The following is a 13266-nucleotide window of genomic DNA, read 5'->3' on the forward strand; positions in this document are numbered from 1 at the left end:
CAGGGACTGGGAGAGGAAGACATGCCTGACGCATTCATCTACGACGCCGTGCGCACCCCGCGCGGACGCAACCGGGGCGGCTCGCTCCACGGCACCAAGCCCGTCGACCTGGTGGTCGGCCTGATCCACGCGCTCGAGGAGCGCAACCCGACGCTCGACACGAACCTGATCGACGACATCGTCCTGGGTGTGGTCTCCCCGGTGGGCGAGCAGGGCGGCGACATCGCCCGCACAGCGGCGCTGGTCGCCGGCCTGCCCGAGACCGTCGCCGGCGTCCAGCTCAACCGCTTCTGCGCCTCGGGCCTCGAGGCCGTCAACACCGCGGCGCAGAAGGTCGCGAGCGGCTTCGAGTCGCTGGTGCTCGCCGGCGGGGTCGAGTCGATGTCGCGCGTCCCGATCGGCTCCGACGGCGGCGCGTACGTCCAGGACCCGACCACCAACTACGACCTCTACTTCGTCCCCCAGGGCGTGAGCGCGGACCTGATCGCGACCGTCGAGGGCTTCACCCGCGAGGATGTCGACGCCTTCGCGGTGGAGTCCCAGCGGCGCGCCGACGTGGCGTGGAGCGAGGGCCGCTTCGCGCGCTCGGTGGTGCCGGTGAAGGACATGAACGGCGTCACGCTGCTCGACCACGACGAGCACCGTCGCCCCGGCGGCACCGTCGAGTCGCTCGGCGCCCTCACGCCCGCGTTCGCCGCGATGGGCGCCGAGGCCGGCTACGACGCCGTCGCGATGCAGAAGTACCACGCCGTGGAGCGGATCGACCACGTCCACACGGCCGCGAACTCGTCCGGGATCGTCGACGGAGCGGCGCTCATGGTGATCGGCTCCGCCGAGGTCGGCGAGCGCCTCGGGCTCACGCCGCGCGCCCGCATCGTCGCCGCGGCGGTGTCGGGATCCGAGCCCACCATCATGCTCACAGGCCCCGCGCCGGCCACCCGCAAGGCGCTCGCGAAGGCGGGCCTCGAGGTGGACGACATCGACCTGTTCGAGCTCAACGAGGCGTTCGCCTCGGTGGTCATGCGGTGGGAGCGGGAGATGGGCATCCCGCACGAGAAGGTCAACGTCAACGGCGGCGCGATCGCCATGGGCCACCCGCTGGGGGCCACCGGGGCGATGATCCTGGGCACGCTGCTCGACGAGCTCGAGCGTCGCGACCTCACGCGTGGCCTCGCCACGCTCTGCGTGGGCGCCGGCATGGGCGTCGCGACCATCATCGAGCGGGTCTGAGCGAGCGGGAACGGGAGGGACAGCGCATGAGCGTCATCGAGGAGCGGACCGACGTGGTCCACGTGTACGACTGGCAGCAGGACGCCGACGGGGTCGTCACCATCACCATGGACGATCCCGACAGCGGGGCCAACACCATGAACGCGCACTTCGTGGCCGCCCTCGAGGCGACCGTGGAGCGCCTGCAGGCGGAGCGTGAGCAGATCACCGGCGTGATCCTCGCCTCCGCGAAGAAGAGCTGGTTCGCGGGCGGCGACCTCAAGCTGCTGCGGGCGGCCGACCCGTCCAATGCCGCCGAGGAGACGGCCCACATCGAGCACGTCAAGGCGCTGCTGCGCCGCATGGAGAAGCTGGGCCGTCCCGTCGTCGCGGCCCTCACCGGCACCGCGCTCGGCGGCGGGCTCGAGGTCGCGCTGGCGACGCATCACCGCATCGCGGCGTCGGACGCGACGGGCGCGCGCTTCGGCCTGCCCGAGGTGTCGCTCGGGCTGCTCCCGGGCGGCGGCGGCGTCACCCGCACGGTCCGGATGCTGGGCCTGCAGAAGGCGCTCGCGGACGTGATCCTGCCCGCCACCAAGTTCACCGCCGAGGGCGCGCTCGCGGCCGGGCTGGTCGACGAGGTGGCGCCGACCGCCGAGATCGTGAACCGCGCCAAGGCGTGGATCGCCGCGAACCCGGAGCCCGTCAAGCCGTGGGACGTCAAGGGCTTCCGCCTGCCCGGCGGGGCCCCGCTGTCCCCCGGCAACGCCGGGATGCTGGGCGCGATGCCGGCGCTGCTGCGCAAGCAGACCAAGGGCGCCCCCCTGCCCGCGCCGCGGGCCGCGATGGCCGCGGCCGTCGAGGGCGCGTACGTCGACTTCGACACCGCGTCCACCATCGAGAGCCGCTACCTGGTCCAGCTCACCCACTCGCAGGTCGCGAAGAACATGATCAAGGCGTTCTTCTTCGACCTGCAGAGCATCAGCTCGGGCGCGAGCCGTCCCATCGGCTACCCCACCTACCAGGCCAAGCGCCTGGGCGTGGTGGGCGCGGGCATGATGGGCGCCGCCATCGCCTACGTCGCCGCCAAGGTGGGCATCGAGGTGGTGCTCAAGGACGTCTCGAAGGAGTCCGCGGAGAAGGGCAAGGACTACGCGCGGATGCTCGAGCAGAAGGCCCTCACGCGGGGCCAGACCACGCCCGAGCTCAGCGAGGAGCTGCTCGCCCGCATCACCACCACAGGCGACCCGGCGGACTTCGCGGGCGTCGACTTCGTCATCGAGGCGGTGTTCGAGTCCGTGCCGGTCAAGCAGGCCGTGTTCCAGGAGATCCAGGACGTGGTGCTCCCGGATGCGGTGCTGGGGTCCAACACCTCCACGCTGCCCATCACCCTCCTCGCCGAAGGCGTGGACCGCACCGACGACTTCATCGGCATCCACTTCTTCTCCCCCGTGGACAAGATGCCCCTGGTCGAGATCGTGCGCGGCGAGCGCACCTCGGACGAGGTGCTGGCGAAGGTCTTCGACTTCGTCCTCCAGATCCGCAAGACGCCGATCGTCGTGAACGATGCGCGCGGCTTCTTCACGTCGCGCGTGATCGGCAGGTTCATCGACGAGGCGGTGGCCGCCGTGGGCGAGGGCGTCGAGCCGGCGTCCATCGAGCAGGCGGCGCTGCAGGCCGGCTACCCCGCCGGCCCGCTGCAGCTGGTCGACGAGCTCTCGATCGCCCTCACGCAGAAGATCCGCGACGAGACCCGCGCGGCCCAGGAGGCCGAGGGCATCCCGTGGGTGGCCCACCCCGCCGAATCGATCGCCGACTGGATGGTCGACGAGGCGGGACGCCCGGGCCGCAAGGCCGGCCAGGGCTTCTACGACTACGACGAGAGCGGCCGACGCGCGGGGATCTGGCCCGGCGTGCGGGAGCGCTACGCCTCCGGGAGCGTCGAGGTGCCGCTCAAGGACCTGCAGGAGCGGATGCTGTTCGCCGAGGCCATCGACACCATCGACTGCCTCGACAACAACGTGCTCACCTCCGTCGCCGACGCGAACATCGGCTCGATCTACGGCATCGGCTTCCCCGCCTGGACCGGCGGGGTGCTGCAGTACGTCAACCAGTACGAGGGCGGCCTCGACGGCTTCGTCGCGCGGGCGAACGAGCTGGCCGACCGCTACGGCGAGCGCTTCCGCCCGCCGGCCTCGCTGATCGCCCGCGCGGCCACCGGCGAGATCTACGAGTAGGAGCGGACCATGCTGACCACGAGGTTCACGGAGGCGCTGGGGATCGAGCACCCGATCGTCCAGGGCGGCATGATGTGGGTGGGACGGGCCGAGCTCGCGGCCGCGGTGTCGGAGGCCGGCGGCCTCGGGATGATCACGGCGCTGACCCAGCCCACGCCGGCCGACCTGGTCAAGGAGATCGCGCGGGCGCGCACCCTGACCGACAAGCCGTTCGGCGTGAACCTCACGATCCTCCCGTCGATCAACCCGCCGCCGTACGACGAGTACCGGCGCGCGATCGTGGACTCCGGGGTCACGATCGTGGAGACCGCGGGATCCAACCCGGAGCCGCACATGGAGCTGTTCCGCGAGCACGGAGTGCGGGTGATCCACAAGTGCACCAGCGTCCGGCATGCCCTCAAGGCCGAGGCCGTGGGCGTGACGGCCGTCTCCATCGACGGCTTCGAGTGCGCGGGCCACCCGGGCGAGGACGACGTGCCCGGGCTGATCCTCATCCCGGCGGCGGCGGACCAGCTCACGATCCCGTTCATCGCCTCCGGTGGATTCGCGGACGGGCGCGGCCTTGCCGCCGCCCTGGCGCTGGGCGCGGACGGCATCAACATGGGCTCACGGTTCATGTGCACCGTCGAGTCTCCGATCGCGGAGGCGGTCAAGCAGCGGATCGTCGCGGCCTCCGAGCTCGACACCAACCTGATCTTCCGGACGCTGCGCAACACCGCCCGCGTGGCCAAGAACGCGATCAGCGACGAGGTGGTGCAGATCCTGAACGCCGGCGGGCAGTTCGAGGACGTGCGGCCGTTGGTCGCGGGCGCCCGCGGGAGGAAGGTCTTCGAGGAGGGGGACCTCGACGCGGGGATCTGGACGGTCGGCCAGGTGCAGGGCCTCATCCACGACATCCCGCCCGCGGGCGAGGTCGTGAGGCGGATCGTCGCCCAGGCGGAGGAGATCCTTCGGCGCCGGCTGACGCTGTTCGGGAACCCCGCCCCGGTGGGCTGACCCAAGCGGACGCACCGAGGGTCCCGGCGGCGAGAGCCACCGGGGCCCTCGGTGCGTGTGGACGCCGCTTTCACGTGATCGCATATTCACTTCTGTCATCGCGGGACACCGGCTCGCGCGAGGCATCGGGCGAGCGAGTCCGTGCCATCTCGCGAACGATGTCACGGAACGATTACGGATCCCCTGCCGACGACGCGTGGGCCTTGCGCCCGCCCTCTCCTCCGCTTAGCATGTGAGTCACCATTTACTTATCTGCTCAATGGAGAGTAGGAGACCGGCGATGGCGCCTGACGTCCGCGTACGCGACGGCCGCGGGTCCGACCACGCTCACCGCGCCCCGTGCGGCGCATCCCCCGCCTCGACGCGCGAACGTCGCGTCGGGCATCCGCGCATCTGAGGAGGAACCATGTCCATCGCCCACCGCACGGGTCGCCGCCGCGCCCTGCCTCTCACGGTCGCGGGTCTCGCGGTCTCCACCCTGGCCCTGGCCGGTTGCTCGGGCCGCGATGCCGCGGGCGCCGACCCCGAGGCGTCCGCCACCGCCGGCACGGGCGCGACCACGGAGGCGATGGCCGAGTCGTGCAGCCCCGGCTTCACCGACACGGAGATCAGGATCGGCAACTCGGTCCCCCTGTCCGGACCCGCGGCCGCGTACGGGGCGATCGGCCAGACCCTCAAGCTCTACTTCGACGACATCAACGCCGCGGGCGGCCTCGAGCTGGCCGACGGCACCACCCGACAGGTGAACGTGACGGTCGTCGACGACGCCTACGACCCGGCCAAGGCGGCCACGAACGTCCGCCAGCTCGTCGAGCAGGACGAGGTCTTCGCGCTCGCCGGCGTGCTGGGCACGGGGGCCGCGATCTCGGTCGCTCCGTACATCTCCGAGACCGGCGTGCCGAACCTGTTCGTCGGCACCGGTTCCGATGCGATCATGAGCCTCCACGCGGACGGCACCCAGTGGACCACCGGCTTCATGCCCCAGTACGGCTTCGAGGTCTCGGCGCTCGCGCAGTACCTGATCGAGAACCACCCCGGCGAGACGGCGGCCATCCTCTACCAGAACGACGACTTCGGCGAGAGCATCAAGGCAGGCTTCGAGGCCGCGTTCGAGGGCAGCGGCATCGAGATCGTGGCGGCCGAGCCCTACGAGGTCGCGAGCGCGACCGTCGACAGCCAGGTGACCACGCTCGCCGCGTCCGACGCCGACATCTTCCTCAACTGGGCGGTCGGCGCCTTCGCGACGCAGTCGCTCAAGAAGAAGCTCGAGCTCGGCTGGGACGCCACCACCGTGATCAACGCTCCCGCGGCGGATGCGACGTTCTTCCTCAAGCCCGCGGGCGAGGGTGCCGCGGACGGCGTGGTCTCGGTCGCCTACACGAAGGACATCACCGATCCGTCGCTCGCAGGCGACGCCGGCTTCGACGCCTGGGCGGCCTTCGCCGCGGCTCACCCCGACGAGGTCAACGCGATGTTCGCGCCCGCCGCCGCGGGCTACCAGACCGCCCAGCTCCTCGAGGCGGCGCTGGCGCAGATGGAGGGCTGCACCCGCGAGGCGCTGCTCGATGCCGCGACCTCGTTCGACGGGCTCGAGCTCGATCTGGCACCCGTGACGGTGAGCACGTCCCCCGAGTACCCCTACGTCTTCAGCGAGGTGAAGATCCAGGTCTTCAACGGGACCACGTGGGACGTCGCCGAGGGCACCTACACCGTCGGCTGAGCCCGCCTCCCCCGGGGCCACGTGCCCCGGCCCCGGGGGAGCGACGACCCCGCACCCAGGAAGGAGGACCCGCATGGACGCGTTGCTCGCGGTGAGCGAGGTGCGCCTCTCGTTCGGGGGCCTGCAGGCGCTCGACGGTCCCAGCCTGCACCTGCGCGACGGCGAGGTCGTCGGGCTGATCGGACCCAACGGCGCCGGCAAGACCAGCCTGTTCAACTGCATCGGCGGGCTCTACCGCCCGCAGTCGGGCAGCATCCGCATCGCCGGCCGGGAGGTCGCAGGCCTGCCGCGGCACCGGATCGCGGCGCTCGGCGTCGGCCGCACCTTCCAGAACATCGGCCTGCTCGCAAGCCAGACCGTGCTGGCGAACGTGCTCGCCGGCGCCCACCACGTCGCCACCGGCGGCTGGTGGGCCACCGCGCTCGCCCTGCCCTCGGTGGCCCGGTCCGAGCGCGAGCACCGCGAGCGCGCGATGGCCCTGCTCGCCGAGCTCGACCTCGCCGACGTGGCCGGACGGATGGTCGGAACCCTGCCCTTCGGCACGCTGAAGCGGGTCGAGCTCGCCCGAGCGCTCATGGGCGAGCCCCGCCTCCTGCTGGTCGACGAGCCCGCGAACGGCCTGGTGCACGGCGAGGTGCTCGAGCTCGGCGCGACGCTGCGCCGCCTCGCGACCGAGCGCGGCGCAGCGATCCTGCTGGTCGAGCATCATATGGGCCTCGTGACGTCCGTGTGCGACCGCGTCGTCGTGCTCGACTTCGGCCGTGTGATCGCCGAGGGCGAGCCGCACGAGGTCGCTCGGGACCCGCGGGTGGTCGCCGCCTACCTCGGGACCGCTGCATGAGCCTCCTGACGGCGGAGATCGCGAGCGCGGGCTACGGCCGCGCCACGGTCCTGCACGACGTCGACCTCGAGGTCCCCACCGAGGGGCGCCTGGCGGTCCTCGGCGCCAACGGCGCGGGCAAGACCACCGTGCTCCGGACGCTCTCGGGCCTCACTCGGGTCGAGGGGTCGATCAGGCTCGACGGCCGCGAGCTCGTGGGGCTCAGCCCGTACCGCATCGCCGCCGCCGGCATCGCTCACGTCCCGCAGGGGCGCGGGACGTTCGGCGACCTCACCGTGCGCGAGAACCTGCTGGTCGGCGGCGTGACCCGACCCAGCCGCGCCGCCCGCGCCGAGGCAGACCGCTGGATGGAGAGGTTCCCGCGGCTCGGGGAGCGCGCCACGCGGCCGGCCTCGGGGCTCAGCGGCGGCGAGCAGCAGCTGCTCGCGATCGCGCGGGCCCTCATGTCGGCCCCCCGCCTGCTGCTGCTCGACGAGCCGTCGCTCGGGCTCGCCCCCAAGATCACCGCCGAGCTGTTCGCCACGCTCGACGCGCTCTGTCGCGAGACCGGCACCGCCATGCTGCTGGTCGAGCAGAACGCGCAGGCGGCCCTCGGGATCGCCGAGCAGGCCGTCGTGATCGAGAGCGGCCAGATCACCCTGCGCGGCCCCGCGGCCGAGCTGAGGGACGACGACGAGGTGCGACGCGCCTACCTGGGCGTGTGAGAGAGGAACGCGGATGCTCCTGCAGCAGCTGGCCGACGGCATCGCGACCGGTGCGATCTACAGCGCGCTCGCGCTCGCGATCGTGCTCGTCTTCCGGGCGTCGCGGACGCTCAACTTCGCCCAGGGCGAGTTCGCCCTGCTGGGCGCCTACGTGTCCTGGCAGCTCGTCGTCTGGGGGCTGCCGGTCTGGGCGGCGCTGCCGGTCTCCATGGCCCTGCTCGCGGCGCTCTCGGCCGCGAGCGAGAGGGCGCTGATCCGGCCCCTCGCGCGCCGCCACCAGGCCCTCCCGCTGATCATCGTCACGCTGGGCCTGATGATCGCGATCAACGCGCTGATCGGGTGGGCGTGGACCTATCAGACCAAGGAGGTGCCCGCGCTGTTCGGCGGGGGCGCCGTCGACCTGGGCGGTGTCGCGGTGTCGCGGCAGGACATCGGGATCGTCCTCACCGTGCTGGTCGTCGCCGTGGTGCTCGGCGTCCTCTTCGAGTTCACCCGCTGGGGTCTGCGGATGCGGGCAGCGGTGTCGGCGCCCGAGTCCGCGGAGCTGTCGGGGATCTCGACCGGCCGGACCATGACCATGGGGTGGGCGATCGCCGGCGCGGTCGGGGCCCTCGCCGGCACGCTCATCGCGCCCGAGCTGTTCCTGCACCCGGGCATGATGGCGCCCGTCCTGATCTACGCCTTCGCGGCCGCGACGCTCGGTGGCCTGGACTCCCCCGTCGGCGCGCTGATCGGCGGCCTCACCGTCGGGGTGGTGGAGAACCTCGCCGGCAGCTACCTCCCGCACGGCTCCGACTTCAAGCAGGTGGTCGCGCTCGTGATCATCGTGGTGGTGCTGCTGGTGAGACCCCAAGGGATCCTCGGGCGGCGGGAGGTGGTCCGGGTATGACCGCGACGTCGACACGGCGCAGGACCGGCAGCCCGCGGCCGTCGCGCGGCTCCGCCGTCGAGTGGCTGCGGCGCCCACGTCCCCCGCTCGCTCCCCCGCGCTGGCTCACCATCGTCGGGACCGCCGTCGGCGCCGCGGCGCTCGTGGCGGTGCCGCTGGTCAACCCGAGCTACATCAACCTCACCGTGACGCTCGTGATGATCTGGACGCTCGTCGGCCTCGGGCTCAACCTGCTCGTCGGATTCGGCGGCCAGGTCTCCCTCGGCCACTCGGCCTTCTTCGCGATCGGCGCGTACGCCGTCGCGGTGGGCGGCGAGGCGGGCGTCCCGCATCCGGCGACCCTCGCGATCGCCGCCGCGCTGCCCTTCCTCGTGGGGTACGTGCTGGGCCTGCCGGCGCTGAGGCTGCACGGGCTCCAGCTCGGCCTGGTCACGTTGGCGATGGCCATGGCCACGCCCGCGGCGATCCGCGCGCTCGAGCCCCTCACGCACGGCAGCCGCGGCATCGCGATCGACGGCGACCCGCCCGCCTGGATCCCGCTCGCCCACGACCAGTGGGTGTACTACCTCGCGCTCGCGGCGGCCACGATCGGCTACGTGGTGACGCGAAGGCTCGCGCGCGGGCGGCTGGGCCGGTCCTTCGTGGCGGTCCGCGACGCCGAGATCGTGGCCGAGACCCTCGGCGTGGACGTCTGGCGGACCAAGACCCGCCTGTTCGCGGCGTCGGCCGCCTATGCCGGGGTGGCCGGAGGGCTCTACGCCATGCTTCTCGAGTTCGTCGGCCCGGAGAACTTCAACCTCACCCTGTCGATCTCGTTCATCACGCTGATCGTCGTCGGCGGGCTTGCGACCGTGCCGGGCGCCGTGCTCGGGGCGCTGTTCGTGCAGTACGTCCCCACCCTCACGTCGAGCATCAGCCCGGCGGCCACGGGAGCGGCCTACGGCGCGGTGCTGATCGCGTTCGCCTTCTTCCTGCCCTACGGCCTGGTGGGCCTGGTCCGCGCGGCGCTCGGCCGGCTCGTGGCCCGTCTGCCCGGGCGTCGCGGCACGTAGCGGGGTCGCGCCGCGTCCGGACGGCTTCAGGCGACGCCGGCGCCGGTGCGCACCATCGCCTGCGCGGTCGCGACCAGCTCGTCGAGCGAGCGGGTCCGCGGGTTCCACCACTCGACCACCCAGTTCATCGCGCCCAGCAGCAGGAGCCGGAACATGTTGATGTCGAGGTCCGCCCGCACCTCCCCCGCCTGCTGCGCCTCGGCGAAGAGCTCGCGCCACAGCCGGCTGTAGAGGGCCTCCTCGGCCGCGGGCCGGATGCGCAGCTGCTCCGGCACGTGGCCGGCGTTGCGGATGGAGGCGGTCGCGTAGTGCGAGAGCTGCAGCTCGAACCGCAGGTGCGCGTCGACGGCCACCATGAGCCGGTCCATGCACGACGTGTCCTCGGGAAGCGCCGCGAGCACCTCCGCGAGGTGGAGGCGGACGCGGTTCGCACCGACCCACATGACCTCCTCGACCAGCTCGTCGCGGGAGGAGAAGTAGTAGTAGATCGCGGGCGCCTGGACCCCGGCCACCTGCGCGACGTCGGACAGCCGGGTGCCCGCGTAGCCCTTCCGGGAGAGCACCTCGGCGGCGGCGTCGAGGATGCGCTGGCGCGTCTGCGCCGACTTCGACGTCGCGGAGGACGCCACGGCCTCGGTGCTGTTCATACCTGGGATTCTAACCCATATTAGATTCCAGGTTGCGGAACGACGCGGCCCGTCCTAGCATGTGAAGCGCGATTCACTTAATCGTGCCACCTGCAGGTTGCTGCTCAATGGAGAGTAGGAGATCCGGCGATGACCCTGATGGACCAGCCCATCCGAAGCGCCCAGCTGACCACCCGCAACCCGATCGACGGCGAGGCCGTCGCCACCTATCCGGTCGCCGGCCCACCCGAGGTGGCCGCCGCGATCGCCCGCGCGCGCTCGGGCGCCGACTGGTGGCGAGACCTCGGGTTCGGCGCCAGGCGCGCGCACCTGCTGGCCTGGAAGTCGGCGATCGCGCTCCGGGCGGACGAGCTCGCGGACGTGATCTCGGCGGAGACCGGCAAGCCCCATGGCGACGCCGTGCTCGAGGTGATGCTCACGCTCGGCCACCTGGACTGGGCCGCCAAGAACGCCGAGCACGTGCTCCGGCGCCGCAAGGTCAAGTCGGGCCTGGTGAACTACAACCAGCACGCGACGGTCGGCTACGAGCCCTACGGGGTCGTGGGCGTGATCGGACCGTGGAACTACCCGTTCTACACGCCGATGGGCTCCATCTCGTATGCGCTGGCGGCGGGCAACGCCGTGGTGTTCAAGCCCAGCGAGCTCACGCCGGGCGCCGCCGTGTGGATCGCCGAGCGCTGGGACGAGGCGGTCGGGCACGACGTCCTCATCGCCGTGACCGGCGACCGCGAGACCGGCGCGGCGCTGGTGGCCGCCGACATCGACAAGATCGCCTTCACCGGGTCGACCGCGACCGCCAAGAAGGTGATGGCGGCCGCCGCCGAGCGGCTGGTGCCGATCGTCGCGGAATGCGGCGGCAAGGACGCCGTGCTCGTGGCCGCCGACGCGGACCTCGACGCCGCGGCCGACTTCGTCGTGTTCGGAGGCATGGGCAACGCCGGCCAGACGTGCGCCGGCGTGGAGCGCGTGTACGCGGTCGACTCCATCAAGGACGCGCTGGTCGCCAAGGTGGTCGAGCGAGCGCAGCGACTGCGCACCGGCGGCGACGACGCCCAGTACGGACCCATGACCCTGCCGGCCCAGGCGGACGTGGTCCGCGCCCACGTCGACGATGCGCTGCGGACAGGCACCGCCGCGCTCGGCGGCCCGGAGAGCATCCAGGGCCGGACGATCGCGCCGATCGTCATCACGGACGTGGACGAGTCCTCGGACGCCGTGCAGCACGAGACTTTCGGGCCGCTCGTGGTCATCAACCCCGTGGCGTCGCTCGACGAGGCCGTCGCTCGCGCGAACGCGACCTCGTACGGCCTCACCGCCGCGATCTTCACGCGCGACACCCGCGCCGCCGACCGGGCCGCGGGCCGCCTGCGCACCGGGGTGGTGTCGATCAACTCCGTGCTCGGCTTCGCGGGCGTCGCGGCGCTCCCGTTCGGCGGCGTGAAGGACTCCGGCTTCGGCCGCATCCACGGCGCCGACGGGCTGCGGGAGTTCTGCACGGTCAAGTCGATCGCACGCCAGACCCGCAAGCCGATGCTGAACCTCCTCACCATGGATCGCACCGAGAAGGACATGCATACCGCCGCGAAGATGATCCCGATGCTCCACGGGAGGTCCAAGCCGCAGCGCTGATCGCCGACCGCGGGGACGGTCCTGGCGTCACACGCCCAGGACCGCCTCCAGCATCGGCTGGATCCACGCCTTGGCGTCCGCGGCGGGGCGATGCCGCAGGGCGACGGCGAGGTCGGCGACCACGTTGAGCCCGGCGTGCACCCGGGTGCGGGCCTCGCGAGGCTCCAGGTCGGGGCGCACGGCGCCGAGCAGCTCCACCCAGTCGTCGACGTGCTCGCGCTGAAGCCGTCGCAGGCGCCGCTGGTCCTCCGCATCGAGGGCGCCGACATCAGCCGTGTACACGTCCATGAGGTCGCGGTCGTCGACCGCGAAGGCGATGTACGCGCGCTCGAGCACCCGCAGCGACTCCAACGGCTCGTCCCCGCCCAGCGCCTCCTCCGCAGCGGCGTCCAGCACCGCGGCGGCCCGCTCGCAGGCGGTGCGCAGGATCTCGGCCTTGCCGGCGAAGTGGCGGTAGACGCCGGACGGCGTCAGTCCGACCACACCGGCGATGTCCTCGATGGTCACGTCGTGGTACCCGTGCTCGCCGAACAGCGCGATGCCCGCCTGCGCGAGCTGGTCGCGCCGACGGCGAGGCTGGGCGGACGGCTCCGCCGACCGGGAGGCGACCGCGGGCACCGGTTCGACCGCGCAGGTGAGCGCGTCGCCGGCCGCGTGCTCGAGCAGCGCGCGCAGAGCGGCGCCGGGCATCGCCGTGCGGTGCATCGTCACCGAGGCGATGGCGCTCAGGGCTGCGCGGCACACCAGGTCCAGCGTCTCAGCGTCGAGCTCGGGGCGCAGCACCCCCACGGGGCCCCCGAGCCGCGTGCGCAGGGCGGCGAACTCGTCGCGCAGCGCGCGGCGGTCGTCGTCGTGCAGGTAGCGGCTCTCCCACCGGTAGATCCCGCCGGTGGTGCGCATGCCCAGCGTCGCGACGGTCCACGCCTCGAGAAGCGCGTCGACCTCCCGTCGCGCGTCGTCGGGCGTGCGCTCCGCCGGCGTCGGCACCTCGTCGGCCGCCTCGTGGAGGCCCTGGACCAGGCCCATCGCCACGGAGCTGAAGAGGTCGTACTTGTTCGCGAAGTGCCGGTAGAGCGCCGCCGCGGTGATGCCCACGGCGTCGGCCACGTCCTGCATCGCGACGCGATGGTAGCCGCGCTCCGCGAAGGCCGCGGCGGCGGCCGCCTCGATGGACTGCCGCCGGTCCCGCGGCCGGCGCCGTGGGGGCGCCGCAGCCTCGGCGCCGCTCACGATCGCGCCTCGTCGCGGCGGCGCGCCGCGCAACACGCCGGGCGCCCTAGCCAGGAAATGTGAATCATGAGTAACATGATGCCAGTCGGGCAGCCAGATGTCCGGCAGGGAG

At 72.3% G+C, this 13266-nt stretch carries 11 protein-coding genes; 9 read left to right on the top strand and 2 right to left on the bottom strand.

Annotation, left to right across the window (positions count from 1 at the left end; genetic code table 11):
- Nucleotides 1-21: 21 nt before the first annotated feature.
- From QQX13_RS01795 to QQX13_RS01830, 8 genes are all read left to right on the top strand, one after another.
- A complete protein-coding gene (locus QQX13_RS01795; protein ID WP_301144453.1) occupies nucleotides 22-1230 on the top strand; it encodes an acetyl-CoA C-acetyltransferase in 1209 nt (402 codons plus the stop codon).
- Nucleotides 1231-1256: 26 nt separating this feature from the next.
- Nucleotides 1257-3446 (top strand): 3-hydroxyacyl-CoA dehydrogenase NAD-binding domain-containing protein, encoded by a 2190-nt coding sequence (locus QQX13_RS01800; RefSeq protein WP_301152256.1) that lies wholly within the window; start codon nucleotides 1257-1259, stop codon nucleotides 3444-3446.
- A gap of 9 nt (nucleotides 3447-3455) precedes the next feature.
- Nucleotides 3456-4442 carry an NAD(P)H-dependent flavin oxidoreductase gene (locus tag QQX13_RS01805; protein ID WP_301152258.1) on the top strand — a complete coding sequence of 329 codons (987 nt, stop codon included), beginning with the start codon at nucleotides 3456-3458 and terminating at the stop codon, nucleotides 4440-4442.
- 406 nt (nucleotides 4443-4848) lie between these two features.
- Nucleotides 4849-6162: an ABC transporter substrate-binding protein gene (locus QQX13_RS01810; RefSeq protein WP_301152260.1), complete on the top strand. Its 1314-nt coding sequence runs from the start codon at nucleotides 4849-4851 to the stop codon at nucleotides 6160-6162.
- A gap of 73 nt (nucleotides 6163-6235) precedes the next feature.
- Complete coding sequence (locus QQX13_RS01815; RefSeq protein ID WP_301152261.1) at nucleotides 6236-7003, top strand: ABC transporter ATP-binding protein; 768 nt, start codon at nucleotides 6236-6238, stop codon at nucleotides 7001-7003.
- The gene (locus QQX13_RS01820; protein ID WP_301152263.1) at nucleotides 7000-7707 is read left to right on the top strand and encodes an ABC transporter ATP-binding protein; all 708 of its coding nucleotides are present in this window, start codon (nucleotides 7000-7002) and stop codon (nucleotides 7705-7707) included. The genes QQX13_RS01815 and QQX13_RS01820 overlap by 4 nt, the downstream gene beginning before the upstream one ends.
- 13 nt (nucleotides 7708-7720) lie before the next feature.
- Complete coding sequence (locus QQX13_RS01825; RefSeq protein WP_301152265.1) at nucleotides 7721-8596, top strand: branched-chain amino acid ABC transporter permease; 876 nt, start codon at nucleotides 7721-7723, stop codon at nucleotides 8594-8596.
- A complete protein-coding gene (locus QQX13_RS01830) occupies nucleotides 8593-9648 on the top strand; it encodes a branched-chain amino acid ABC transporter permease (protein ID WP_301152267.1) in 1056 nt (351 codons plus the stop codon). The genes QQX13_RS01825 and QQX13_RS01830 overlap by 4 nt, the downstream gene beginning before the upstream one ends.
- Nucleotides 9649-9674: 26 nt before the next feature.
- Here the strand turns inward: QQX13_RS01830 and QQX13_RS01835 are convergent, their stop codons facing one another.
- Nucleotides 9675-10295 carry a TetR/AcrR family transcriptional regulator gene (locus QQX13_RS01835; RefSeq protein ID WP_301152269.1) on the bottom strand — a complete coding sequence of 207 codons (621 nt, stop codon included), beginning with the start codon at nucleotides 10293-10295 and terminating at the stop codon, nucleotides 9675-9677.
- 129 nt (nucleotides 10296-10424) lie between these two features.
- Here QQX13_RS01835 and QQX13_RS01840 point away from each other — a divergent pair, with 129 nt between their 5' ends.
- Nucleotides 10425-11924, top strand: a complete 1500-nt coding sequence (locus QQX13_RS01840; protein WP_301152271.1) for an aldehyde dehydrogenase family protein — start codon at nucleotides 10425-10427, stop codon at nucleotides 11922-11924.
- A gap of 27 nt (nucleotides 11925-11951) precedes the next feature.
- Here QQX13_RS01840 and QQX13_RS01845 read toward each other — a convergent pair whose 3' ends face one another.
- Nucleotides 11952-13154 carry a TetR/AcrR family transcriptional regulator gene (locus QQX13_RS01845; protein WP_301152273.1) on the bottom strand — a complete coding sequence of 401 codons (1203 nt, stop codon included), beginning with the start codon at nucleotides 13152-13154 and terminating at the stop codon, nucleotides 11952-11954.
- Between the last annotated feature and the right edge of the window lie 112 nt (nucleotides 13155-13266).

It is taken from the genome of Demequina lignilytica (assembly GCF_030418375.1).
Taxonomy (GTDB): domain Bacteria; phylum Actinomycetota; class Actinomycetes; order Actinomycetales; family Demequinaceae; genus Demequina; species Demequina lignilytica.